A 25494-nucleotide genomic window follows, 5' to 3' on the forward strand; every position below is an offset into this window, starting at 1 on the left:
TGCCCCCTTATCCTTTCAGCGCTTCGGCGCCGCCGACGATGTCCATAAGTTGGGTCGTGATGCTGGCCTGACGCGCCTTGTTGAAGGCCAGCGTCAAGCTGCCCACCATTTCGTCACAGTTCTTGGTCGCATTGTCCATGGCGGTCATGCGGGCGGCATGCTCGCTGGCCGACGTGTCGAGCAGGCCGCGATAGACCTGCACCTTCACGTACCGCGGCAGGAGTTCTGCAAGCAAGCCTTCCACCGACGGCTCGAAGATATACTCGCTCTTGGGGCCGTTGACCGCTTCCGCGCTCTCGGTCTGGGCGGGAAGGATCTGAGCCGCCATGGGCTCCTGCTTCACAATGCTCACAAACTTGCCATAGACGATGTGCACTTCGTCAAAAAGGCCGGAGAGGTACCCCTCGATGACCAAATTCCCCGCTTCGCTGGCCAGCTGAAAGTCGAAGCTGTTCATGTGCTCCGGAAACTGGGCCACGATTTCGTAAGAGGTCTTGCGGATGAAATCCCGACCTTTCTTGCCAATGCAGATAAACTTGACAGTCTTGCCCTCGGCTTCCTTCTGCTTGGCCAAACGCAGGGCCGCATTGCAGAGGTTGGCGTTGAAACTTCCGCACAACCCTTTGTCGGAAGTGACGAGCACGATACCGATGGTTTCCACTACCTCGCGTTTGGCGAGCAAGGGATGCACGCCGGGTTCGACGCGGGAAGCCAGATCGACGAGAATGTCATAGAACTTATCGGCATAGGGACGGAAGCGCTCAATGCGATTCTGGGCGCCACGCAGCTTCGCCGAGGCGACCATATTCATCGCCTTGGTGATCTGCTTGGTCTTCTTCACGCCCGTGATCTTGTTTTTGATGTCCCTGAGCGATGCCATGAATGACTCCTTCTCGAACTAGGCTTTGAATCCGGCCTTGAACTCCTCGATAGCAGCGGCGAGCTTCTTCTCGGTCTCGGCGCCAAGGTCCTTGGTAGTGGCGATTTCATTCAAGACGTCGGCCTTCTGGTTGCGGAGGAACTCCAGCAACTCTTCGCCGAAGCGGATCGCCAGCGACACATCTACGTCATCCAGGTAGCCGCGGGTACCGGCGTAGAGCACCGCCACCTGCTCTTCCACGGGCAGCGGCTGATACTGAGGCTGTTTGAGCAGTTCCACCAGGCGCTCACCGCGAATGAGCTTGGTCTTGGTGGCCTGGTCGAGGTCGGAGCCGAACTGGGCAAAAGCCGCCAGCTCGCGGTACTGGGCCAAATCCAAGCGCAGGGTGCCGGCCACTTTCTTCATGGCCTTGATCTGGGCGGCGCCACCCACGCGGGACACGGACAGACCGACGTTGATGGCCGGACGAATGCCTGCCATGAACAGGTTGGGCTCCAGATACACCTGACCATCGGTGATGGAGATCACGTTGGTGGGAATGTACGCGGACACGTCGCCGGCCTGGGTTTCGATGATGGGCAGCGCGGTCAGCGAACCAGCGCCCAGGCTGTCGTTGAGCTTGCAGGCGCGCTCCAAGAGGCGGGAATGGAGGTAGAAGACGTCGCCGGGGAAGGCCTCACGTCCCGGGGGACGGCGCAGCAACAGAGACATCTGGCGGTAAGCCACGGCCTGCTTGGACAGATCATCATAGATGATGAGGGCATGCCGACCGCTGTCGCGGTAGTACTCGGCCATGGTGCACCCGCAGTAGGCAGCGATGAACTGCAAGGGCGCCGGCTCCGAGGCCGTAGCGGAAATCACCGTGGTGTACTCCATGGCGCCGTTGCGCTTCAGGGCTTCCACCACCTGGGCCACGGTGGACTTCTTCTGACCGATGGCCACGTAGAAGCAGTGGATGTCGCTGTTCTTCTGAGCGAGGATGGCGTCCACGCAGACTGCGGTCTTACCCACCTGACGGTCGCCGATGACGAGTTCGCGCTGACCGCGACCGATGGGGGTCATGGCATCGATGGCCTTGAGGCCGGTGTACATGGGCTCATGCACCGACTTTCGAGCGATAATACCCGGGGCCTTGATCTCCACGTTGCGGAACTCCGTGGCCTGAATGGGTCCAAGGCCGTCAATGGGATTGCCCAGGGGGTCGATGACACGGCCCGTCACGGCGTCACCCACGGGCACCTGGAAGATGCGGCCGGTACGCTTCACCAGGTCGCCTTCCTTGATGTGATGGCCTTCACCCAGCAGGGCCACACCCACAGAATCTTCTTCCAGGTTGAGCACCATGCCCATGAGACCGCCGGGGAACTCCAACAGCTCCATGGCCATGGCGTTTTCGCAGCCGTACACACGAGCGATACCGTCACCCACGGACAGCACCACGCCAGTTTCGCTCATCTCGACCTTTTTTTCGTAGTTTTTGATCTGGCCTTCGATGATCTGGCTGATTTCTTCTGCTTTGATCTGCATAGCCTCTACTCACCTCGTTTGATATTTTCCTTCAAAATCTGCAGCTGGGCCCGAATGCTGGCGTCAAGGACCTTATCCCCGATCTTCAGCACCAATCCACCGATGATGTCCTGATCCACCTCGTAATCCAGGACGATCTTGCGACCGGAGTCCTTCTGCAGCTTTTCCACCACCGCCTTTTGCATGGCATCCGTGAGACGAATGGCCGTCACCACCTTGCCCCGCACCACGCCTTGCGCTTCGTCCAGAAGCTTGGCGTAGTCAGCGCTGATTTCCGGCAAAAAGCCCAAACGGTTTTTGTCCGCCAAAAGCATACAGAAGTTGCGCACCATGGGGCTGGCAGAGACCTTGTCCAAAAGGGACGCGGCCACCCCCCGCTTTTCGTCCAGCGAAAAAATCGGATTCCGAAAGATCCGCAAAATCTCGGGCGCCGCTTTCAGGACCTCAGCCAAGGCTGCCAACTCAGCCCCATACTTGGCCACCGCAGTCTTACCTTCGGACGAAGCTACGGCGAACAGGGCCTTGGCATAACGTTTTGCAACGATGTTCCCTGTCAATTGAGCACCACCCTTTTGAGATATTCGTTGACCAATTCCTCATGCTCTTTCTTCTTGAGCTGCTTCTTCACCATGTCCTCAGCAGCCCGGGCGATCTCTTCCGCCATGCGTTCCCGCACGGCGTCCACCGCCAGCTTGAGCTCCTGAGAGGCCGCAGCCTCGGCCTGAGCCAAAATCTGCGCAGCCTGCTTCTCGGCCTTCTCCACGATCGCCGCTTTGAGCGCCTCGCCCTGCTCCCGAGCGTCTGCCAAGATCTGGGCTTTTTCCGCCTCGATATTGGCGATGCTCGCTTCTACCTCCAAGAGCCGGCGCTCCGCATCGGCTTTGCGTTCGTCGAGGTCGTTGAGATCTGCTTCGATCTGCTTGGTGCGGCCGGAGAAAAAGTCCGCAGCCCGCTTGCCGGCGAACTTATACACCAAAAAAGCCACAATGCCGAAATTGACGAAGCGATACACCAAGTCGAGCCACTTATTGTGCTCGCCCCCCTCGCCGCCGCTCGCGAAGGCCGTTGCGGCAAAAAACACCGCCGCAAGGGCCACCACCCCGACAGTCTTCAATCGTTTCAATCTTCAGCCCTCCTTAACTCCACCAAAGTTACGACAAAATGCCGAACCTACCCCCGAGCCAAGACCTTGGCCGCCACCTGCTTGGCGAAGGCAGCCACCTGACCTTGCAGCGCCGCAAGGGCAGCATTTTTCTGGGCTTCGATTTCCTGCCGGGCCGCGGACAACTTGGCCGCCGCCGCCTCAGAGGCCGCTGCCAGCTTGCTCGCTTCCAGCGCAGTCCCCTCTTCTTTGAGGGCCGAGCGCACCGCCTGCGCCTCACTGCGAGCTTCGGCCAAAGCCTGCCGATATCCAGCCAATTTGGCCTCGGCTTGGGAGGTGAAATCCTCCACGGTCTTCAGCCGGTCTGCCATAACCTCTTCCCGTTTCTTGAGAATCCCCCGAATGGGGCGAAACAGGAGGAGATTCAGCACGGTCAGGATGATCAGGAAATTCACCAACTGCACAAAAAATGTGGAATCGAGATCAATCATGCCGCCCCCTTGTACGAGTATGTGAATTTTTGTTCAAAGTGGGGTTGGCCCTAGCCGATTCCCCCCGTGGTGTCAAAGGCTTTTTGTCGAAAACACCAGGCTTCAGCCCCGCCAACGCCCTGTTGCATCTGCGCGTGCAGGAATCAATCGTCCTGTTTTTCACGTAAGATCAGCGTTTGAACATGAAGCGGCGCATAGCCACGTTGACCACCAATGCGACCATACAGAAGTTCACCAAAAGCGAACTGCCGCCGTAACTCAAAAATGGCAGCGGGATCCCTACCACCGGCATGATGCCGAGGACCATCCCCATGTTGATGAGGATCTGCCAAAAGAAATAGAAAAAAACCCCAGACGCAAGACAGCGGCCAAATTCGTCCTTGGCCTCTACGGTGACCAAATAAATTTGGTAGAGAAAACAACAGAATAAAAAAAGGACCAAGATACTTCCCACAAATCCCCATTCTTCTCCCAAGACGGCAAAGACGAAATCCGTGTGCTTTTCCGGTAAAAAGCGCAATTGGCTCTGCGTTCCCCGCAAAAATCCCTTGCCCCAAAATCCGCCCGAACCAATGGCAATCTGCGACTGAATGATATGGTATCCCGCGCCGCGGGGATCTGCAGTGGGATCCAAAAAAACCAGGATACGCTGCTTCTGATATTCCTTGAGAAAAAACCAGCCAAGGGGAGCGAGTGCAGGGAGGCCTACCGCAAGAGTCTTGAAAACCGCAGGGCGCAATCCCTTGAACACAATCATTCCCCCCACGATGAGCAGAATATTGAGCGCCGACCCCAAGTCAGGCTGCTTATAAATCAACGCCGCCGGAACCAGGGCAGCAGCAACGACCTTGGCAAGCTCCCGCCAGCCCAAATACCCTTCCATGCGGGATAAAATCTTAGCGACAACAACAATGACCGCAACTTTCACCAACTCCGTTGGCTGCAGATGCAGTGGCCCCAAATCGAGCCAGCGTTGCGCCCCGTACACGGTCTTACCTAAAAAACGAACCCCCAAAAGCAGCAGAACGCCCACTCCGTATGCCGGCCACGCCAAAGCTCTGAGGTGTCGGTAGTGAATCGCGACGCCCACCACGAAAACCCCTGCACTCAGCGCCCCCCACACGAGCTGCTTGCGGAAATACGACTCCACCCCCAAGCCGTCTTCGAGACGCAAGGAGCTCGCGGAATACAAATTGGCCACACCGATCCCAAAGAGCAGCACCAGCGCCACAAGCAATCCCCAAGGCACATGGCTGAAAAGACGACGGTCCATCATGGCGCTTCTCCCAAGCCAAAAAACGCGTCCAGCATGGCGCCCACCACCGGTCCGGCCTCGGAGCCGCCATGGCCACCGTGTTCCACGAAGGCCACCACCGCGTAGTGCCGACCGTCTTTTTCCGCAAAAGCGGCAAGCCACGCATGATCTCGATACTTGTATGGAATATCTTCGGTGTCCTTCTTCTCGTAGCGATCCATGAGCTTCACCACCTGGGCCGTGCCGGTCTTGGCGCCCACCCGAATGCCGGGGCGAGCGAGCATCCGCGCGGTCCCGCCATCTTCGCGCACCACCGCCACCATGGCGTCGGCGATCATGCGACGCGTGGCATCGCTCATGGGCAGGCGCCCCTGCTCCTCCGGAGTGTCCGAAGCCAAAAGGAGCGGCCGCAGCAGTCGGCCACCGTTGACGAGGGCCGCCACCAAGCGGGCGATCTGCATGGGGGTGGTCACCACATACCCCTGGCCGATGGACATGTTGATGGTGTCTCCTCCCACCCATTTCCGCCCCAAACGCTCCCGCTTCCACGTCGGCGAGGGGACCAAACCACGACGCTCGTGGGGGAGATCCACTCCCGTCGCTTCTCCAAGACCACAGCGCCGGGCGAAGTCGCTTATCGCATCCGCTCCCAGCCGCTCCCCTAGAGCATAGTAGTAGACATCGCACGACTCCCGGAGGGATTTGCGCAAGTCCACCGTGCCATGCCCCCCGCGGCGCCAACAGCGATAGACGCGGTTGCCTATGGCATATTTTCCATTACAATAAACCGTTGTGGACGCCGTGATCGCCCCGCTTTCCAAGCCCGCACCAGCCATGACAAGCTTAAAAACCGATCCTGGCGGGTAGGCGCTCTGAATCGGCCGGTTCTGCATGGGATGCAGCGGGTCCTCCACCAAGGCCCCCCAGCGCTGGTGCGAGATACCAGTCACAAAATCGTTGGGGTCATAACTCGGCGAGCTCACCAGCGCGAGCACGTGGCCCGTGTCAGCATCGAGCACCACCACCGCCCCGGCTTTTCCCGCCATGGCCCGCACTCCTGCCCGCTGCAGCGGCAATTGCAGCGCCAAACGCAAGTCTTCTCCAGGGACAGGGGCGCGCAGGCGGCGGGAGTCGAGCTCCCGCCCCACGGCGTCGACCTCGAATTCTTCCAGCCCCTTATGCCCACGCAAACGCCGCTCCAAAGCCAGCTCCACGCCAAGTTTTCCCACATTATCGCCCAAGAGCAGTTCCGGATCCTGCGCCAGCTCTTTGTCGTTGGCACGGGCCACGTACCCGAGCACGTGAGCGAGCAGCGCGCCTGTAGGATAAAACCGCTTGGGCCGCACCACGACACTCACCCCTGGCCAATGATGACGCTCCGCCTCGATTCGCGCCACAGTATCAAAGGGAATGTTGGACACCACCACCTGCTCTTCAAAACTCTTGGTGCGCCGCTTGCCTTGCTCGAAACTCTTTTGCAGCCACTGCCGGTCCTCTCCGGTCCACGAGGCGATTTGATCCAAAGTGGCCTCGATGTCCGGACACTCTTCCCGCACCACGGCAACGGCATACGCAGGAACGTTTTCCGCCACCAGGGTCCCATAGGTATCACGAATCACTCCGCGAGGAGCATACAGTACTCGCTGACGGATGCGGTTTTCCTGGGCTTTATCGCGGTAGACATCCGCCTTGACCACCTGCAGATACCACAAACGCACCCCAAGTGTTGCGAAAAGGAGCACGCACAACACAAGGAGCACGTTGGGGCCAGCCCACAGGGGAGTGTCTTGCGAAGGCTTAAACCGCTCCATGCCGCTCCCGCTGGAACAGCATTATATCCAGCATCAACCAAATCAGAAAAAAAACGCCCCATTGCAGGACGACGTGATCCCAAGATGGAAAAGGTACGCGTATGTCATGCAAAACCGCGACCATCCCATACGCCACAGGCATCCATACCGCCAAAAATGCGGAATATCCTGCCATAAAAAGGAGATTATGAGGATCAAGATGACGGGCGATGAATAGAAAGCTTGCCCACAAGCCTGCCATGGCCAGAGTTGCCCCCAAAGAAAACGAAGAAAGCCCCTCCTGCACAACCATCACCACGAGGGACGCGGCCAGAGCAGGAGCACGGCGGGTGCGCTGGAGCCACGGAAGCACCATAGGGGAGAGGAAATCGAATCCATTAAAAAATTCCTGCCCCCACAGCGCAAAACTTGCGCCCAAAAGCCACCAGAGCGGCATTGGGAGCCGGGGTACACAGGTCTTCATGGCTGAGTCTCATTTGCAGAAGGAGGCTCAGGCCGCCGCAGCACCACGACCTCTTCCAGCGCGGCCATGTCCACCACCGGCTGCGCCGTAACCTTCTGGAACAAGGCATCCTCGCTCGGAGCCACAGCCGTGACCCGGGCCACTGGAATGCCTCGGGGAAACATCCCGCCCATTCCCGAAGTAACCAAAAGCTCTCCCTCGGTCATATGCTGCCCCAGCGGCACATAGCGCACCTCCAAGGGCACATCTGGACCTTGGCCGCACGCCACTCCAGGGACCCGGCCATCCTGAGAGACTACAGGCACTCGACTCGACGGGGCGGTGATGAGGGTCACCACGGAAAACGACCGGCCCGCGCGGGCCAGCCGTCCCACAAGGCCTGCAGCGGCGCGCACCGGTGCGTCGTCCCGCACGCCGGAAGAAAGCCCCACGTCCAGCACCAATGCATCCAAAACCATGCCTGGCCCCGGCTGGTGGGCCACCACCCGCGCCCCCTGACGCTCCCATCCCTGAAGCTCGGGCAAGGCAACGAGCTCCGCCAAACGCCGGGCCTCCGCCGCCTGTTCGCGCAGGCGTGCCACCTCCTCCTGAAGCTCGTGCACCTGCGCCCGGAGATCCTCGTTTTCCTGACGCACCCCCACCAAATAGATATACCGCTCCCAGATATCCCGCACTCCCCGTTCCACGGCCCGGCCCGGACGGAACACCCACCCGGCCGCGTCCAGCCCCAAGACTGCGGTCAGCCGATCCACGACCCCGGTCTTGGCATTCCAGGTGTAGAGGCCAAAATATGCCACCAAAGGCAGGAGCACCGCCAGGATGATCAAACGCGGACGCACGTCAATCGATGGTCACTTCGCGCAGCACATGGAGGTTGTCGAGCACCTTGCCCGATCCCAAGGCCACTGTGGAGAGCGGGTCATCCACCACCGTGATGGGAAGCGACGTTTCCTCACGCAAGAGCTGGTCGAGCCCCCGCAAGAGCGCGCCGCCGCCGGCAAGCACAATACCCCGGTCCACGATGTCCGCAGCCAGTTCCGGTGGAGTCTGCTCCAAGGCAATACGCACCGCCTGGACAATGGCGTCCACCGGCTCGGCGATGGCCTTGCGCACTTCTTCAGAGGTGATGGTGACGTTTTGCGGAATCCCGGACACGAGATCCCGACCTTTGATCTCCATGGTGAGTTCCGGATCCATGGGGTAGGCGGAGCCAATGGACATCTTGATCTCTTCGGCGGAGCTCTCGCCGATGAGCATATTGTACTTGCGCTTCACGTGCTGAAGGATGGCATCATCCATCTTGTCGCCGCCCACACGCACGGACTTGGAATAGACGATGCCCGCAAGCGAGATGACCGCCACTTCCGTGGTGCCGCCCCCGATATCCACCACCATATTGGCCGTAGGCTCGGTAATGGGCAGATCCGCGCCGATGGCCGCGGCCATGGGCTCCTCGATGAGATACACCTCCCGAGCGCCGGCGCTCTGGGCGGACTCCCGCACGGCCCGCTTCTCCACCTGGGTGATGCCGGTGGGCACGCAGATCACGATGCGCGGCCGCACCAGACGCCTCGAGTTGTGCACCTTGGAGATGAAATGCCGTAGCATGGCCTCAGTGACCTCGAAATCCGCAATAACCCCGTCCTTCATCGGACGAATCGCCACGATGTTGCCCGGGGTGCGCCCGAGCATCCGCTTGGCCTCCGCCCCTACGGCGAGGACCTTGCTCATGCCGCGGTTGTCGCGCTTCACCGCCACCACCGACGGCTCGCGCAGGACGATGCCTTTGCCGCGCACGTACACGCAGGTGTTGGCGGTCCCGAGGTCAATGGCCAAGTCATTGGAAAACAGGCCTAAAAATGCGTCGAAAATTCTGGACATACCATCCTCATGACGGGATTGTGGCGCCCCATCCGGCGCCGCTTGCTCCATAATTCCTCAAATGTACCACAATTCCCTGCATGGGGCAACAGAGGCCGCATTGACAGGGAACAATTCAAATTTTTAAACTAGCGTATGCACGAGCCTTACCGTCGTTTCGCACCCTGGCTGCGCCAACGTTTTGGCACAACGGTGCGCATCATTCCCTTGGACAGTGGCGGCACCTGCCCCAACCGCGACGGCACTTTGGGTCGTGGAGGGTGCACATTCTGCAATCCTCACGGGTCAGGCTCCGGGCTCGCTGCACGCGGGCTTGGGCTGCGGGAACAATATCTGCGCGCGTACGAACGCTTGGCTCGCCGCAATGCTCCGCCCCGCGCCATCGCCTATCTGCAATCCTACAGCGCCACCCATGGGCCTGCCCAGCATCTGGCGGCGCAACTGGCGCAACTCCGCGACCTCCCCGGCCTCGTGGGCATCACCGTAGGGACGCGGCCCGACACCCTGGACGCCGACAAATGGGCCGTACTGCGCGCTGCCCCTGAGCCCGTCCTCTGGCTGGAAATGGGACTCCAATCGGCCCATGACGTCACCTTGCGCCGCATCCATCGCGGCCATGACGCCGCAGCCTTCGCCCGCGCCTGCAACCAGGCCCACGTCCACGGTTTCGCCGTCTGCGCCCACGTCATGGCCGGACTCCCAGGAGAAACCATGCAGCAGTGGCGAAAAACCCTGGCCTTTCTCAACGATCTCCCGATCACCGGGGTAAAATTCCACAATCTTTTGATCGTGCGCGGCTCCATCCTGGAAGGACTGTGGCGGCGCGGGAGCGTAGCGCTCCTTTCCCGCGCCGAGACCATCCAGTGGATCGTGGAGGGGGTCGCGGCCCTGCGACCGGATATCATCATCCACCGCCTCACCGCAGATCCAGCCCCCGGAGAACTCATCGCCCCGGGATTTGCCGCAGACAAACGCGGGCTGCACGCGGCCATCCACCTCGCCCTCCGCGAGCAGCGCATCCATCAAGGCTGCCGGCTGCCCGCCAATACCCAGGAGCTCCCATGACCGTCACCGAGACCTTCTCCCATCCTCAATTTTCCGCCCACTTCCATTGGCAGGACGGTCTGCTTGCCTCCATCGAGGTCACCCCCCCAGCGCCAGCCACGCCGGCGACCTCCCCTTGGGGGGCGGAGCTTGCACGCGTGATCCGCTCTCTTGGCCCGCACCCCCTTGCCTGGCCGAAACTCCCTTTGGCGCGGCACCGCGTCTCCGCCTTCGCCTGGGAGGTGCTCCGCTCCCTGGCGCGCACCGTGCCGCCCGGCACGACCACCACCTACGGCGAGCTGGCGCAGCGCCTCGGGACCAGTCCGCGCGCCATCGGTCAGGTCATGGCCCGCAACCCGTGGCCGCTCCTTTTTCCCTGCCACCGAGTGCTCGCGCGAAAAGGACTGGGCGGATACGGTCCAGGACTCGCCATCAAGGCCGTGCTTCTGCGCCTCGAAGACGCGATCTAGTCCTCCCCAAAGGCCGGAGTGCGGAGTTCTTCGTCCACCTGGTCGGCATCCTCGGCGTAGAGGCGCACCACATTGCGCAGGTGGGCGAAGTCCTTCTCCTCCAGGCGCACAAAGTCCACCGCCGCCTCGGTGGCTCCGGCCCGCACCACCCGGCCGACGGCATGGATGCGCAGACCTGAAGCCAAGGCCAAAGTCACCGCACACTCGGCTCCGACCTGCAATGGGCCGTCCACGGAGCAGGAGAGCCCCTTCAAGCTCACATCGTGCAGCATGCCCTGCACACGGTGGCCCTCCTGCACCACAAACACCGGAATTTCCACATGCACCCGGCTGCGCCGACGTCGTTCCTGCCCCATGCGCACCTCCCGTAGGGTTATTCCAAGAAGATCTTCTTGCGTCGCGAAGTGGGCGCCGGTTCCTCGCGCGGCTCCGCGGCGGGAACAGGCCCGTCCTGACGCGCGTCCTCCGGTCCATTGGCCGACACCGACTTGGCTGCTCCGTTTTTGCGCGGCCGACGGCGACGCCGACGACTCTTGGGCTTGGCTTCGGACACCTCGGCCGGCCCTGCGGCATCCTCGGAAGCGTCCACTGAAGGGGCAGTAGTCTCGGATGCGGCCTGATCAGGTGCGGCGTGCACAGTCGCAGCCACCGGGACGTGCTCCTGCTCCACCGGGATCGCGTCCTGGTCCGCATTGCCCGGCGCAGTCAGCGCTTCGCGCCCAACGGCGTCCGCAACAGCAGGCGCTTTCTTCTTGCGCGAACGCCGACGCCGACGCTTCTCCCGCGTCGAGGCGTCCTGCGACGCCTCCTCGCTCACTGCGCTTTCACGGCCTGCGGCAAACGACATGCCTGCAGCCAACAGCGGCCCCGCCGCAGGGAGCTCCACGGCGTGAAAGACCGATTGATAGAACTGATCCACCAGCATGGCCAACAGAATGCGGCCGTCCTCGCTTTCGGCCAAATCCGCCACCAAGGGTTCAAAGCGCTGCAAGCGTTCCTTTTGGATATTGTCCGCCCGGCGCAGCGCGGCCTCCAACAACGAAACCGCCCGTTGCGCCACGGTGGCCTGGACCTCGGCATCGGAAGGCAAGGTACGGTCTTCGATGGTGATGCCAAAGCGTCGGCCGATGGCCGCCAAATCCAGCTCCTCCACCCCAGAAACCAGAGAAATGGCCACCCCTGCGGCCCCGGCCCGACCGGTGCGCCCGGTGCGGTGCACGTACGCCTCGGGATCTTGCGGCGGCTGGTATTGAAACACATGGGAGAGGTCCGGCACGTCGATGCCGCGGCCCGCCACGTCCGTGGCCACCAAGAATTTGATCCGCCCGCGCCGCAAATCGTCGAGCACGGCCTCCCGCGCTGATTGCGAAATATCGGCGGACAACTCGCCGGTCTCATAGCCAAAGCGCTGGAGCACCACGGAGACGAAATGCACATCAGATTTGGTGTTGCAAAACACGATGGCCGAAGATGGATTTTCCATCTCGATGATCTTGACCAAGGCGCGGCTCTTTTGCAGCGCCGGCACACGATACTGCACATGGACGATATCGTGGACGTGGACTTGGTCCTGACTCAAGGAAATACATATGGGATCCTTGAGAAATTGCGCCGCCAAGCGCTGCACGTATCCCGGATACGTTGCAGAAAACATGGCCGTCTGCAGCCCGGAAGGCAGGTAGCGCTGCAGCTGCTTCATGTCCGGATAAAAGCCCATGGACAGCATGCGGTCGGCCTCGTCAAAGACAAGCAGCCGCAAGGCGTCGAGGTGCAGAGTACCGCGCAGCAAATGATCGAGGATCCGCCCTGGAGTGCCGACCACCACCTGGGCCCCGGCCTCCAACGCCTGCATCTGCGGCCGGAAACCGACGCCGCCGTAAATGGCCACCGGAGTGATCCCTGCATCGGCAAACAGGATCTCCGCATCCCGGCATACCTGCACGGCGAGCTCCCGGGTGGGCGTGAGCACCAAGGCCTGCACCCCACCGCTTTGGTGGACCATGGCCCCCATAGGCAAAAGAAAGGCCCCGGTCTTGCCGCTGCCGGTCCTCGACTGCACCATGACGTCCCGGCCTGCGGCCAAAACCGGCAGCACGCGGCGCTGCACGGGCATGAGATCCTCCCAACCCAAGCGCTTTGCCCCCTGACGCAGGGTCGCATCCAAATCTTCCCAGCGGGCCTCACCGTGCGAGGCCGACGCGTCCACGTGTTCCATTGGTTCCGTATGCATATAATTCCTATGTCGTTTCCATCCATCTATCGAGAACATCCCAAATATGGGCACACACGGCGTTGCCCAGTAGCATGCCCTGGCGGGAAAGCCGTACCGATATCCCGTCCCATATCACAAGGCCGGCCTGCGCCAAGGATTCAAGCGCGGCGCCAAACTCGGCCGCATCCCGCCCCAGGCGACACGCCCACGAAGCAACGTCAAAACCGTCCCGGGTGCGCAGCCCCAGCATGACCCGCTCCCGCAGGACCACCTCCGGCGACAGGGACTCCGCCTCCGGCGCAAGCGCTCCCTCCACCATCAGACCATAGTCCTCCAGCGAGACCGGATTGGTCCACCGACGCCCCTGCCAGGTGGAGACTGCCGCGGGACCAACGCCCAAGTAATCCTCGCCCCGCCAATACCCAAGGTTGTGGCGGCACACCGCCCCCGGACGCGCAAAGTTGGCGAGCTCATAATGCACGAACCCGCGTTCCTCCAAGAACTGGCACGTCCAATGAAATTGAGCGGAAGCCTCGTCTTCCGAAGGCCAGGGTGCCGGATCCGCGGCCAGCGGAGTGCCCGGCTCCACGGTCAAGGCATAGCACGACACGTGCCCCACCCCAAGGTCCACGGCCCAAGCGAGGTCCTGCTGCCACTGCGCCAAAGGGACTCCCGGCACATTCCACAAGAGGTCCACACTCACCGCCAATCCTGTCGCCACAGCGGCCTGCACCGCCGCCACCGCCTGCGCGCTATCGTGCGGACGGCCGAGGAATGCCAGAATCTGATCACGAAAGCTCTGCACGCCCAGGCTGAGGCGCGTGACCCCCATGTCTCCAAGCGCAGCCATCCACCCCGGACGCAGGGCGGATTCCGGGTTCGCTTCCACCGTGATCTCCGCCCCGGCAGCGATCCCCACAGCCTGGTCCACCGCATCAAGTATGCGGGCAAGCTGCCGCGCCTCCCACAACGACGGCGTGCCGCCGCCGATGTATATGGTGTGCGCCGGACCGATACCCTGCGCGCTCCAGCGTCTCATATGAGCCACGATCAAGTCCACCACCCGCGCCGCCGCCTCCGAAGAGAACTCCCAAGAGGCAAACGCACAGTACCGGCATTTGCGGCGGCACAAAGGGAGGTGGACGTACACCTGCATCACGACTCCAACATGCTCCTAAAGCGCTCCGCCTCGCTATACAGGCATCCGCAATATTGCTGACGATAGATCCCCATTTCCTTGGACCTTGCTATTCCTTCACTCCATCCTTCCCGAAAATCCTCGTAGTAAAACGGGACAGACCCGCCTATATCTTCAGCAATACTTCGAATTTCTTCGTGTTTTTGAAACTTGCTGTAAAGAAGTGTCGAGGAAAATGCGTCGAAGCCACCGCGCCGAGCGATATGTACGGTCCGCTCCAAGCGTAAAATGTAACACAATCTGCAGCGGCGCTCTTCGCGAAAGGTCACATGCCGGAAATACACTGCAGGATCGTAACGATCCGGACAGATGACCGGCACACCCAGAGCCTGGGCGACCTGTTGCAGGGCCTTCCAGCGGCGGGCGTATTCCTGCAACGGATGGATATTGGGGTTGAAGAAGAGCAGGGACACCTGTACCCCGCGCTCTTGAAGCACACGCACAGGGTACAGGGAGCAGGGGCCGCAGCAGGCATGGAGCAAAAGGCGCATGCTCGCCCCCTAGCAAAAGGAGCATTGCTCCGATGACGAGGGCACCACGAGCACCCGACGGCCACAGCGCTGCTCCAGCTCCACAAGCTTTTCCCGCTTGCGGTTCAGAAGATACACCGCCAGCTCAGGGTCCGTGACGTACTCCAATGGTTCGGAGGCCACGCCGCTGCGCAGGGCACGAAAGATGTCCTTGAGGGCACGCATAGCCCGCCATTCGAGATTGCGGCGGCTCCCGGTGCCCATGCAATGGGGGCACATGTCCAGGCTCGCCGAAAGGGCCGAGGTCCCCAACCGCTGCCGCACGATCTCCATGAGCCCGAACTTGGAGATCCGTCCCACATCGGTACGTGCCCGATCCGCCTTGAGGGCCTGGCGCATCTCTTTTTCCACCTCGCGCACATGGGCGGGGTCTTTCATTTCGATGAAATCCACCACGATTTGGCCGCCGATGTCCCGCAGCATGAGCTGATGCGCGATCTCGCGCGCGGCCTCCACATTGGTGCGCAAGGCCATCTCCTTGAAGTTCTTCTCCCCGCCGATCTTGCCGGAGTTGATGTCGATGGCGGTGAGGGCCTCGGTGTGATCGAAGACCAATTGACCGCCGCTGGGGAGATTCACGGTGCGGGAAAGCACCGTGGCCAGTTGTTCTTCCACCCGAAACCGCTCAAAAAGCGTCTGGTGAGGATCGGAATGGACTTTGACGATGCTCTTGCGCCGTGGAAAAACCAGGCTCGCGAATTCATTGACCTGGTCTGCGGTGGCTTCATCGTCCACCCAACACTCCACGATGTCCGCCGTCAGATAGTCGCGGATGGCGCGAAAGGCCAAGTCCTTTTCTTCATACACTAAAACCGGTGCTGGGGACTCGTTGGCGCGCTTGCGGATGTCCTTCCACAGGCGCTTGAGAAATTGAAGGTCCCGAGACAAGGCCGCCTTGCTTTGGCCCTTGCTGACCGTGCGCACGATGACCCCGATGCCTTCCTCGAGGCCCATTTCTTCCACGATTTCCTTGAGCCGGGCGCGCTCTTTTTCCTCTTCGATCTTCCGGGAAATGCCGAGCTGCTCCCGCCCCGGGGTCAGCACGAAATACCGGCCCGGAATGGAGAGATACGTGGTCAAGAAAGCACCCTTGTTTCCCGTGGGCTCTTTGACCACCTGCACCAACATCTCCTGCCCTGGCCGCAGTGCTTTTTGCAGAGGGGGGTACCCACGGGAAGGCGGATCGATGAGATAGTATTCGGGATGCACTTCATCCACTTGCAAAAAGCCGTTCTTTTCCGCGCCGTAATTGATGAACGCTGCTTGCAACGCCTGATCGATATTGTGAATCTTTCCTTTGTAGATATTCCCTTTTGTTTTGCTTTGGTGAAGCATCTCCACATAGTACTCCACCACCACGCCGTCTTGAGTAATGACGACTTCCACCTGCTCACCAGGAAGGACACTGATAAGCATCTTCCGAATCTTTTCTGCCATGCGTTCCTCGAAAAAATAAAAAATAAAAAGAGTTCCATGCAGCTTTCCTGCCGTGCACACAAGCAGGAATACCGCCGTCACGCTCGACAGCGTCTGTGCCCCACACGGGGAAAACGCCGGAGCAGGCGGAAAAAACTGGGCTCCGTAGCCGCCTTGCCGTCCTTGACAGGCAAAAACGGCAAAGACTACTGCCCCCAGACCATACGCCACAAGGGGGAAATTTCATGCTCGAGCCAGGCCAATTGGTACTGCTCCAAAGCCCAAAGGACAAGCGCTATTTCATGGCAGCCACACCCGGCGCCGTGCTCCATACCAGCGACGGGGTAATCAACCTCGACGACGCTCGCCAGGCGGGATGGGGGGCCCGCATCACCTCCCACAAAGGGGTTCCGTACTTGGTGCTGCGCCCCACGCTGTACGACCTCGTCAAAAGCGGCGTCAAACGCCGCACCCAGATTATCTATCCCAAGGAAATCGGCTACATCGCCCTAAAACTGGGCGTGGGACCAGGCTGTCGGATCATCGAGGCCGGCTGCGGCTCCGGCGGGCTCACCACGGCCCTGGCCTGGTTCGTGGGAGAAAGCGGCCGGGTCTTCACCTATGAGCGCCGCCAGGAGTTCCTCGACCTCTGCCAGACCAACCTTGCATCCATGGGACTTGCCCACCGCGTCACGTTCCAGCATCACGACATCGCTCAGGGGTTTCTTCAGTCCGACGCCGACGCCCTGTTCTTGGATGTGCGCACCCCGTGGGACTACGTCCCGTTCATCCCCAAGGCGGTCACTCCCGGGGCCCCGGTGGGCTTCCTCCTTCCCACCACCAACCAGGTGAGCGATCTGCTGCGTGCCCTGGAAGCCGGGCCATTCATCGAAATCGAAGTACTCGAGATCCTGCTTCGCCGCTACAAGCCGGTGGCGGACCGGCTCCGGCCCGAAGACCGCATGGTGGCCCATACCGGGTACTTAGTCTTCGCCCGCACCACGCCGCCGCAGTGGAAATTTCCGGAGGAGACCAGCGTGGAGGCCGAACAAGAATTGCTTTGAATTTCCAGTTTTTACAAAAAAACCTTGCATCTTCCATTTCTCTTCCTATAAGCATGCTATTTTCCGCGGCCGGACTTTTCGCGTGCCGCGGAAATCCTTTTTCCCGGCAGGAGGATCACCATGACCCGCAAAGATCGCACGGAAGGCATCTTCAGTCGCCGCGAGGTGCTCGACTCCACCGAACGGCAAAAATACTACCAGATTCAGCTCAAGGAACTGCTCACCTACGCCTACCGCTACTCCGAAGACGTCAAGAAACGCTTCGACCGCGCCCAGTTCTCGGTGGAGAAGTTCCGCGACCTCATTGACCTCAAGCACGTCCCCATCCTCAAAAAGAAAGAACTCATCTTCCTCCAGTCCATGGGACCACGCCTGGGCGGGCTCCTCACCAAGGATTTGGGAGACCTGCGCCGCATCTTTCTCTCTCCCGGCCCCATCTTCGATCCCGAAGACCGCGGTGACGACTATTGGGGATGGACCGAGAGCTTCTACGCCACCGGATTTCGCTCCGGCGACGTGGTGCAAAACACCTTCAACTACCATCTCGCCCCTGCGGGGCTCATGTTCGAAGAACCGCTGCGCGCCTTGGGATGCGCGGTCATTCCCGCAGGCCCCGGCAACACGGCGACCCAGCTCGATATCATGCGCAAGCTGCGGGTGACGGGGTATATCGGCACCCCGAGCTACCTCATGCATCTCGCCCAAAAGGCGGAAGAGAAAGGCATGAACCTGCGCAAGGACCTCTTCTTGGAAGTGGCCTTTGTCACCGGTGAACGCTTTTCGGAAAAGCTGCGCTCGACGCTGGAGAAAAAATTCGACCTCATCATGCGTCAGGGCTACGGCACCGCAGACGTCGGGTGCATCGGCTACGAGTGCTTCCATAAAACCGGACTGCATATCGCCGGCCGCGCCTATGTGGAAATCTGCCACCCCGACACCGGCATCCCCCTCAAAGACGGGGAAACCGGCGAGATCGTGGTCACGGTGTTCAACAAGACTTACCCATTGATCCGCCTGGCCACAGGCGATCTGTCGTACATCGACCGCTCGCCGTGTCCATGCGGCCGCACCAGCCCGCGGCTGGGGGCCATTGTGGGACGCGTGGACACCACGGCGCGCATCAAGGGAATGTTTGTCTACCCGCACCAGGTGGAGCAGGTGCTCTCCGGTTTCGAGGAGATCAAGAGATGGCAGATCGAGGTCACGAACCCCGGTGGTGTGGACGAAATGACGCTCATCATCGAGTCCGCCCAGTTCAAACGCGAGGAAGAATTGCAGCTGCTTTTCCGCGAAAAGATCAAGATTCGACCGGTGGTCAAGGTGGTGCCTCCGGGGACGCTGCCGCCGCAGATCCGCGCCATCGAAGACAAACGTTCGTGGGATTAGTCTGGGCGCTCCTCGTGGGGCTCCTCTTTGGCCTTGGGGCGTGCGCGCCGCACGCTCCAAAGCCCCTGCAGGAAACGTCCGAACGCGGCCTTCTCTCCGCCCAAGGGACGCCCCTGAGTGCTTCCGCCCTTACGGCCATGGCCGCGCAGGCCGACTATATCCTCATTGGCGAGACCCACGCCAATCCGTGTGACCACGCCGCTGCCGCCGAGATCCTTCACGCCCTGGCTGGGGCGGGGATACGCTTCGACCTTGGGCTGGAGATGCTCCCCCGGGAAAGCCAGCCATTTCTCGACCAGCACCCCTCCCGCGAGGACCTCGCCCGGCATTGGGATGCGGCCTGGGGCTATCCCTTCACCCTTTACGCGCCCGTACTGGACGCCGCCCGCGCCCACGGGGCCCGGCTGGTGGGGCTCAACGTGCCCTGGACGCTTGTCCAGGACTTCCGCGACGGTCGCCTCGCCCCGGACCACCCGGCGCTGCCGCGCGCCCTCATCCCCCCCTGCCCGGAACAGGAGCGCGTGCTCGCCGATCAGTTTGCCCTGCATCAGAAGATGCGGCCGGAATCGACCACCAAGCTGAACGATTTCCTCCGCGTGCAGTCTCTGTGGGACTCGGTCATGGCCGAAACCGCCATCCAGTGGCGCCGCCAGCACCACAGGCCCGTGGTCATCCTGACTGGCGCCGGCCACGTGGAGCGCGGCTTTGGGATCCCCTACCGCATTGCCGCCTTGGAACCCGATGCCCGAATGCTCGCCATCCTGCCCTGGCGCGACGCCTCCAGCCAAGAGGAGGCCGTGTCCTCCTGCACGCCGCATCTGCGCACCGCCTTCTTCGTCTGCCCGCCCAGCCAGCGAAGCCGTCTGGGCATGCTCCTCGACTTCCAGGACGCCATCACCGTGCAACGCGTGGAACCTGGGTCGCGGGCCGAGGCCATGGGGCTTCAGGCGGGCGACCGCATCGTTGCCGTCGGCGGCACGCCGGTGCGCACGGCCGAAGACCTCCACACCGCCGCCGCGGCCGCCGCGCGCCGCGGGGAGGCCATGCGTTTCACCGTGGAGCGCCGCGGGCAGACCATCACCCTGACCATGCCGCCGCGCTGATGCCCGAACTGCCGGAAGTCGAAACCATTGCCCAGGGCTTGCGTGCCACCATCGTCGGCCGCACCATCCAAAAGGCCCAGACCCTGCACCCCCGGATCGTGCGCTTCACTGCGCCCCACGAAGCCGCAGGACAGACCATCTGCGCCGTCGACCGACGGGGCAAGCTGCTGCGCATCCACCTGAGGGATGCGCGCATACTCGTGGTCCATCTCAAAATGAGCGGGCGACTCTGGGTGGTGGCCGAAGGCACGGCACGGCCCGCCCACACCCATTTCGTCGCAACCCTGGACGCAGGCACAGAGCTCGTCTTCGTGGACCCACGGCGTTTCGGCTTTGTGGGACTTTTGGACGAAGCCGCCTGGGAGCAATGGGAATTTGTCCGCACCCTGGGGCCAGAACCCCTGGAGAGCACGCCGCAGGACCTCGCCGCACGCCTGGATCTTCCCACCAGCAGGCGCGCCATCAAGGCCGTCCTTCTCGACCAGCGCGTCATCGCCGGCGTGGGCAATATCTATGCGGACGAATCCCTCTTTGCCGCCAAGATCCACCCCGCAACCCCGACAAGCAAGCTCTCGGCAGCGCAGCGCCTACGCCTGGCCTGCGCCGTACAAGACGTGCTTCACGCCGCCATCGCCGCAGGCGGCAGCACCATCAACGACTACCGTAACGCCATGGGCGCGCCGGGCCTCTTCCAAGAACGCTTCGCCGTGTACGGCCGCGCCGGACTCCCCTGTCCGCAATGCGGGACGCCTCTGACGCGCCTGCGCGTGGCCGGGCGGGGAACCGTGATATGCCCGCGCTGCCAAGGCACCGGTTCCGCCCCCCATACCACCTCACGCACCCGCTGATCGTGGAAAAGCGCCCACGCTCAGCGCTCCCCATCAATGGGCATTGGGGACGAAGAGCTTCTTGCCGTGGATGCGAAAGTCCCCCACGAACTGCTGCCCGCGCTCCGAGGCGATCCAATCCTGAAAGCGCCGCGCCGCAGCTTCGTGCACGTTGGGACAACGATCCGCATTGACCAAGATGATGCTGTATTGATTGCGGAGCAACGGGTCGCCCGCCACCATTTCCTCAAGGCCGCTCTGCGCTCCGTCCTTGGCCATGAAGGTGATCCACGTGGCCCGGTCCACCAGGGTGTATCCCCGACGCTCTGCAGCCAACCGCAAAGTCCCCATCATGCCCTGCCCTGCAGAAAGGTATTGCATCCGGGCGGTTGGATCCTGAACACCAGCCTTCTGCCACAGTGCGTTTTCTTTCATGTGCGTCCCGGACTGATCGCCGCGGCTCACAAACACTCCTTGGCCCGCAGCCAGCTTGAAAAAGGCGGCCACGATGTCCGATCCACCACGCAAGCCCAGCGGATCTTCCTTGGGACCGACGAGCACGAAGTCATTATAAAAGACCTCACGCCGATCCTTACCAAATCCCTCGGCAATCCACCGTGCCTCGGCATCCGGGGCGTGCACCAGTACGACATCGGCGTTACAATCCCCGGCAATGCGCAGCGCTTTGCCCGTGCCCACGGCCACCCATTGCAGATCCACGCCGATTTCCCGGGCCAGTACCGGGGCCAGGGCATCAAGCAGGCCCGTGGCGTCCGCACTCGTGGTGGTCGCCAAACGTAACGGTTCCGCCGCCGCCGAACCCGCCCCAAGGCCAATGGCAAGCACAAGTATGGCCCACCAGCCGAGCACCCTCGCCCGAAAATCCGTTTTTCGCATACCCAACCTCCTTGCGTGTAATTGAATATGCGCCAAATAGCATAACTCATTCGGGCCGTCAACCAGTTATTCCCATATTGACATAACAGGATCTGCTCACGCAAAGAAAAGCAATGGATTTTCTCGCCACAATCTTTGTCCAAGCGCTCCACCTCCTCTGTGCGCAAGACCCGGACACCATGGCCGCCATCCACGCGACGCTGCGCAGCAGTTTTGCTGCCCTGGCAGCGGCGTTCCTGCTGGGGGCGCCCTGCGGTTTTTTCTTGGGATATGCGCATTTTCCCGGCAAACGCATGCTGCGCCTGCTCGTGGATACGAGCCTGTCCATTCCCACGGTGGTCATCGGCCTCGTGGTCTACGGGCTGCTCACCCGACGCGGACCGCTGGGGCAGTGGGGGCTGCTCTTCACCGTGCCGGGCATGAGCATTGGCCTTGCGCTCTTGGCCTTTCCTCTGGTGGTGGCGCATGTGGCCAATGGCGTCGCCGCCTTGGATCAAAGGCTTCGGCCCACCCTCTGGACACTGGGCGCATCCCCCTGGAGGGCGTGTTGGACCACGCTGCACGAAGCCCGGCACGCCGTATTCTTGGCTTTGGCCACAGCCTTTGGCCGTGTGGTCTCCGAGGTGGGTATTGCCATGATGGTGGGCGGCAATATCAAGGGCGTCACCCGCACCATGACCACGGCCATCGCCCTGGAGACCAACAAAGGTGAATTCGCCCAGGGATTGGCGCTCGGACTGGTGCTTCTGGGCATCGCCTTGGCCACCAATCTGACACTCACTCTGATTCGACGCCGTATGGACGAAACAGGATGAAGGAACGCCGACCACCATGTCCTGCAGCAGCGGCCGTGGTCTTCCAGGATCCCCCGCCCGCTTGGTCGCTTACTCTGGAGGATATCGTCCTCCGCCATCACGGCGCGTTCGTGCTTCGCGACGTTCGTCTCCACATCCCCTCAGGAAGCGTCCTCGGCATTGCCGGGCCCAACGGCGCGGGCAAAAGTACTCTCGGCCGGGTGCTCACCGGCCTCTTGGAGCCATGTGCAGGGCGCATCCTGGTCAATGGCGTCCCGGTGGCGCCGCACGCCCTGCGCGGGCACAGTGTATTTTTGGACCAGGAACCGTATTTGCTGCGCCGAAGCGTTGCCGCCAATATCGCCTACGGCCTGGGCCGGCAGGCTTCACCCGCGCGCGTCCAACAGGCGCTCGCCCAGGTCGGCCTCCCCTCGTCCATGGCTGAGCGCTCGTGGTACGAACTTTCCGGCGGCGAGGCGAAACGCGTGGCCTTGGCGGCGCGGCTTGTCCGCAACCCGCCGGTCTTGGTGCTCGATGAACCCACGGCCAATCTCGACGACGCCGGCATCGCGGCCGTGGAAGCAGTCATCCGCCAACGCAGCGGCCGCGCCACCACGGTGCTCATCAGCCATGACCTGCATTGGCTCTGCACGTGGACCGACCATGTAGAACATGTGGTGGCCGGAGCGCTCGTGGGCCGTGGACACATCACCCTCCTGCGTGGCCCGTGGGAACCCAGCGCCTTCGGCTCCGTGATGCCCCTTGGTGAGCATGGCGGCATCCCGGCCCCCAAGGCCCCGCACCCCAAGGCACAGGCGGTGCTCCCCGCCCAAGGGGCGGCCGTCGTCGGCGACGAAGACAGGCTCCCGGTACATGTGCGCGGAAGGATACTCGCCCTCTTCCATCACCAAGGACGCACCATTGCTTCCTGCTCCGTCGGCGACATTCGCCTCTGGGCGCATACCATCCACCCGCTGCCGCCAGGAAGCCCCGTCGGAATCCACATCGAAGCACAGCACATCCGATTTCTCGAATAGCCTCAGATCTGCGCTCCATACTGCGCTCCCGCCCCAACGCACACGAAGGCGTCTCCCACAGCGCGCTTCCGCAGCGTCCTTCCGAAACATCCGGCAAGCGCCACGGAGCTTCCTTGCGGAGGCTTTGGACTTGCCACGAGGGGCTCGCATGCCACAAAAGGGGCCTTCGTGCAGGAAAGGTCCCTGCACGCCCTGTCATCCACTACCAGACAACACGCGGAGATTGCACAATGGCACGGAGCACTGCGCAGCCCAACACCACGCCACCCGTTTTTTCCATCGCCCTCGTGATTACCGGAAATATGCTCGGAGCAGGCATTTTGGGCCTCCCCGTCAAAACCGGCATTGCGGGCTTTGTCCCCGCCATCATTGGCACTGTGGCCATGTGGGCGCTCATGCTGGCCACAGCCCTGATCTACGCTTCTCAAAAAAGCTTTGCCGAAAGCGCCCATGCCGACCTTCCCTCCTTTTTCCAACGCGAGCTCGGCAATACCGGCAAGTGGATCACCATCGTCGCCAACCTGATCATCCTCTACGGCCTGCTGACCGCCTATATCAGCGGTGCGGCAGCGGTGATGGAAAGCCTTCTGCAGCGCCCTCTGCCCGCATGGATCCCTATGCTTTTCTTCTTCGGGGTTGCCGCCGGCCTCTCTGCCTTTGGCATGGATATTTTGCGCCGGGGAAACACCATCATCATGATACTCATGTGGGCCACATTCCTCGCCCTCGTCCTCATGACCGGCCAGCACGTAAATCCGCAACGGCTGGCCGCGATAAAGTGGCGCTTTCTGCCCATCACCTTGCCCATCCTCGTGACAGCATTCCACTTCCACAACATTATCCCGTCCATATGCCGCACCATGCATTTCGACTTTCCGGCCATCGCCAAAACCATGGCGCTCGGCACAGGCATTGGCCTCGTCATGAACATCCTCTGGAGCTTGGTGGTGATCGGCGCCCTCCCTCTGGCAGGAAGCGGCGCCGGCACCATTGAATACGCCTTCCTCCACAACCTCCCTGCCACCGTCCCCCTTGCCGATATCGTACAGAACCCATTTTTTACCTCCTGTGCCTTGACCTTCGCCCTCCTGGCTATCACCGCCGCCTTCATGGCGAATGGAACGGCCCTTTCCAGTTTCATTGGCGACCTCACGGCAAGTCATCTCGGCTCTACCCGCCGGGGGCTCGTCTTCGCCCTGACCTTTCTTCCGCCCCTCGCCATTGCCATCCTATACCCCGCCATCTTTCTCTCCGCCCTCGACCTCGTGGGCGGAGTCGGCATTTGCTTGATTTTCGGCATCCTCCCCGGAGTCCTCGTGCTCAAGCACTCCTGCGGCCTCCGCAAGCTCGGGGGCTGGGCCATTCTGTTCTGCTTCGCCCTGGTTCTTCTCTATGAACTGGGCCAAGAATTCGGACTTCTTCACCTCGCCCCCGATGCAGAATACTGGAACCACGTTCTTGCGCGATAATGCAAGGAAGCCAAGATCCTGTCCTACGGACGGTCCACCGCGGGCCGCTAGGGGGAGTTTTCTTGAAGGCATGGGCGCCCGGTTTTTCCGGGCGTTTTTTTATGTGTGAGAAAGTTGAGGTCGTCCACGTGGGGAAATTCCGGAAAGGCGCATGTCTGACGCGGCGTGCGCGGCGCGGCCCAGGGTGACAGGAGGAGCTCCTTGCGGACGCATTGCGTGGGACCAGAGACTTCGGGCTCCCGCTGAGCGGGTGTCGCCTCCACGCCGGGCGTGGGTTGCAACGCAAGCCCGATGCCGGCTGGGTCATCTCCTGGGAGCGCCGCCCCCACGCGGGGGCGTGGATTAAAGCGCGGTCTATCCTCTGTTGGAAAAGGCTGCGGTCACGGGCACGGGGGAAGGAGGAGGGAAAGATACGGGCGAGCAAAAAACGCCCCAGGCAGGGGCGTTTGGAAAAAAAAATCTCCTGGCAGCGACCTACTTTCCCACGGAAAAACCCGCAGTAACATCGGCGCTGGAGGGTTTCACTGCCGAGTTCGGAATGGATTCGGGTGGGACACCTCCGCTATGACCGCCAGGAGAAAATATATAAGAATAATAGAGAGAAGAGAGATACGTCACTCGATCCATTAGTACCGGT

At 61.6% G+C, this 25494-nt stretch carries 25 protein-coding genes and 1 rRNA gene; 9 read left to right on the forward strand and 17 right to left on the reverse strand.

Going from position 1 to position 25494, the window contains the following annotated elements:
• Window positions 1-7: 7 nt before the first annotated feature.
• From BR00_RS11815 to BR00_RS11860, 10 genes are all read right to left on the reverse strand, one after another.
• A complete protein-coding gene (locus BR00_RS11815; protein ID WP_496477804.1) occupies window positions 8-880 on the reverse strand; it encodes a F0F1 ATP synthase subunit gamma in 873 nt (290 codons plus the stop codon).
• 18 nt (window positions 881-898) lie between these two features.
• Window positions 899-2407 carry a F0F1 ATP synthase subunit alpha gene (gene atpA, locus BR00_RS11820; protein WP_496477805.1) on the reverse strand — a complete coding sequence of 503 codons (1509 nt, stop codon included), beginning with the start codon at window positions 2405-2407 and terminating at the stop codon, window positions 899-901.
• 5 nt (window positions 2408-2412) lie between these two features.
• On the reverse strand, window positions 2413-2964 hold the full coding sequence (gene atpH / locus BR00_RS11825; RefSeq protein ID WP_496477806.1) for an ATP synthase F1 subunit delta: 552 nt from the start codon (window positions 2962-2964) through the stop codon (window positions 2413-2415).
• Window positions 2961-3530 carry a F0F1 ATP synthase subunit B gene (locus BR00_RS11830; protein WP_496477807.1) on the reverse strand — a complete coding sequence of 190 codons (570 nt, stop codon included), beginning with the start codon at window positions 3528-3530 and terminating at the stop codon, window positions 2961-2963. Before BR00_RS11830 ends, atpH begins: the two co-directional genes overlap by 4 nt.
• A gap of 47 nt (window positions 3531-3577) precedes the next feature.
• A complete protein-coding gene (locus BR00_RS11835; RefSeq protein WP_496477808.1) occupies window positions 3578-4000 on the reverse strand; it encodes a F0F1 ATP synthase subunit B in 423 nt (140 codons plus the stop codon).
• A 169-nt stretch (window positions 4001-4169) separates the two neighbouring features.
• Window positions 4170-5276 (reverse strand): rod shape-determining protein RodA, encoded by a 1107-nt coding sequence (gene rodA, locus BR00_RS11840; protein WP_496477809.1) that lies wholly within the window; start codon window positions 5274-5276, stop codon window positions 4170-4172.
• Complete coding sequence (mrdA, locus tag BR00_RS11845; RefSeq protein WP_496477810.1) at window positions 5273-7066, reverse strand: penicillin-binding protein 2; 1794 nt, start codon at window positions 7064-7066, stop codon at window positions 5273-5275. The genes rodA and mrdA overlap by 4 nt, the downstream gene beginning before the upstream one ends.
• Window positions 7053-7529: a hypothetical protein gene (locus BR00_RS11850; protein WP_496477811.1), complete on the reverse strand. Its 477-nt coding sequence runs from the start codon at window positions 7527-7529 to the stop codon at window positions 7053-7055. The genes mrdA and BR00_RS11850 overlap by 14 nt, the downstream gene beginning before the upstream one ends.
• Entirely contained in the window at window positions 7526-8368 is an 843-nt protein-coding gene (gene mreC, locus BR00_RS11855; RefSeq protein WP_496477812.1) for a rod shape-determining protein MreC, read from the reverse strand. Before mreC ends, BR00_RS11850 begins: the two co-directional genes overlap by 4 nt.
• Window position 8369: 1 nt before the next feature.
• On the reverse strand, window positions 8370-9410 hold the full coding sequence (locus tag BR00_RS11860) for a rod shape-determining protein (RefSeq protein WP_496477813.1): 1041 nt from the start codon (window positions 9408-9410) through the stop codon (window positions 8370-8372).
• A 135-nt stretch (window positions 9411-9545) separates the two neighbouring features.
• On the opposite strand from BR00_RS11860, the gene mnmL reads away from it, so the two are divergent.
• Window positions 9546-10475 carry a tRNA modification radical SAM protein MnmL/YtqA gene (gene mnmL, locus BR00_RS11865; protein WP_496477814.1) on the forward strand — a complete coding sequence of 310 codons (930 nt, stop codon included), beginning with the start codon at window positions 9546-9548 and terminating at the stop codon, window positions 10473-10475.
• Entirely contained in the window at window positions 10472-10924 is a 453-nt protein-coding gene (locus BR00_RS11870) for a methylated-DNA--[protein]-cysteine S-methyltransferase (RefSeq protein WP_496477815.1), read from the forward strand. Before mnmL ends, BR00_RS11870 begins: the two co-directional genes overlap by 4 nt.
• On the opposite strand, the gene BR00_RS11875 is transcribed toward BR00_RS11870, so the two are convergent.
• Genes BR00_RS11875 through BR00_RS11895 form a run of 5 tightly spaced genes read right to left on the reverse strand, consistent with a single transcriptional unit; the run spans window position 10921 to window position 16301 of the window.
• Window positions 10921-11280: a PilZ domain-containing protein gene (locus BR00_RS11875; RefSeq protein WP_496477816.1), complete on the reverse strand. Its 360-nt coding sequence runs from the start codon at window positions 11278-11280 to the stop codon at window positions 10921-10923. The two genes, BR00_RS11870 and BR00_RS11875, sit on opposite strands and share 4 nt — an antisense overlap.
• A gap of 17 nt (window positions 11281-11297) precedes the next feature.
• Entirely contained in the window at window positions 11298-13154 is a 1857-nt protein-coding gene (locus BR00_RS11880) for a DEAD/DEAH box helicase (protein WP_496477817.1), read from the reverse strand.
• Between the two features lie 7 nt (window positions 13155-13161).
• Window positions 13162-14292, reverse strand: a complete 1131-nt coding sequence (gene hemW, locus BR00_RS11885) for a radical SAM family heme chaperone HemW (RefSeq protein ID WP_496477818.1) — start codon at window positions 14290-14292, stop codon at window positions 13162-13164.
• On the reverse strand, window positions 14292-14825 hold the full coding sequence (locus BR00_RS11890; protein ID WP_496477819.1) for an epoxyqueuosine reductase QueH: 534 nt from the start codon (window positions 14823-14825) through the stop codon (window positions 14292-14294). Before BR00_RS11890 ends, hemW begins: the two co-directional genes overlap by 1 nt.
• A 9-nt stretch (window positions 14826-14834) precedes the next feature.
• The gene (locus tag BR00_RS11895) at window positions 14835-16301 is read right to left on the reverse strand and encodes an Rne/Rng family ribonuclease (protein ID WP_496477820.1); all 1467 of its coding nucleotides are present in this window, start codon (window positions 16299-16301) and stop codon (window positions 14835-14837) included.
• A 224-nt stretch (window positions 16302-16525) separates the two neighbouring features.
• Here BR00_RS11895 and BR00_RS11900 point away from each other — a divergent pair, with 224 nt between their 5' ends.
• The 4 genes from BR00_RS11900 to mutM all read left to right on the forward strand — a co-directional run bounded on the left by BR00_RS11900 (window position 16526) and on the right by mutM (window position 20681).
• Window positions 16526-17344, forward strand: a complete 819-nt coding sequence (locus BR00_RS11900) for a tRNA (adenine-N1)-methyltransferase (protein ID WP_496477821.1) — start codon at window positions 16526-16528, stop codon at window positions 17342-17344.
• A 120-nt stretch (window positions 17345-17464) separates the two neighbouring features.
• On the forward strand, window positions 17465-18730 hold the full coding sequence (locus tag BR00_RS11905; RefSeq protein WP_496477822.1) for a phenylacetate--CoA ligase family protein: 1266 nt from the start codon (window positions 17465-17467) through the stop codon (window positions 18728-18730).
• Window positions 18721-19833: a ChaN family lipoprotein gene (locus BR00_RS11910; RefSeq protein WP_496477823.1), complete on the forward strand. Its 1113-nt coding sequence runs from the start codon at window positions 18721-18723 to the stop codon at window positions 19831-19833. Before BR00_RS11905 ends, BR00_RS11910 begins: the two co-directional genes overlap by 10 nt.
• Entirely contained in the window at window positions 19833-20681 is an 849-nt protein-coding gene (gene mutM / locus BR00_RS11915) for a bifunctional DNA-formamidopyrimidine glycosylase/DNA-(apurinic or apyrimidinic site) lyase (RefSeq protein ID WP_496477824.1), read from the forward strand. Before BR00_RS11910 ends, mutM begins: the two co-directional genes overlap by 1 nt.
• 33 nt (window positions 20682-20714) lie before the next feature.
• Here the strand turns inward: mutM and BR00_RS11920 are convergent, their stop codons facing one another.
• A complete protein-coding gene (locus tag BR00_RS11920) occupies window positions 20715-21557 on the reverse strand; it encodes an ABC transporter substrate-binding protein (RefSeq protein WP_496477825.1) in 843 nt (280 codons plus the stop codon).
• A gap of 113 nt (window positions 21558-21670) precedes the next feature.
• Here BR00_RS11920 and BR00_RS11925 point away from each other — a divergent pair, with 113 nt between their 5' ends.
• From BR00_RS11925 to BR00_RS11935, 3 genes are all read left to right on the forward strand, one after another.
• Window positions 21671-22372 (forward strand): ABC transporter permease, encoded by a 702-nt coding sequence (locus BR00_RS11925; RefSeq protein WP_496477826.1) that lies wholly within the window; start codon window positions 21671-21673, stop codon window positions 22370-22372.
• Window positions 22369-23388 (forward strand): energy-coupling factor ABC transporter ATP-binding protein, encoded by a 1020-nt coding sequence (locus BR00_RS11930; protein ID WP_496477827.1) that lies wholly within the window; start codon window positions 22369-22371, stop codon window positions 23386-23388. The genes BR00_RS11925 and BR00_RS11930 overlap by 4 nt, the downstream gene beginning before the upstream one ends.
• Window positions 23389-23618: 230 nt before the next feature.
• The gene (locus BR00_RS11935) at window positions 23619-24857 is read left to right on the forward strand and encodes an aromatic amino acid transport family protein (protein ID WP_496477828.1); all 1239 of its coding nucleotides are present in this window, start codon (window positions 23619-23621) and stop codon (window positions 24855-24857) included.
• Window positions 24858-25318: 461 nt separating this feature from the next.
• On the opposite strand, the gene rrf is transcribed toward BR00_RS11935, so the two are convergent.
• A 5S ribosomal RNA gene (gene rrf, locus BR00_RS11940) occupies window positions 25319-25433 on the reverse strand.
• Window positions 25434-25494: the final 61 nt, after the last annotated feature.

Source organism: Thermodesulfomicrobium thermophilum DSM 16697, from assembly GCF_059568695.1.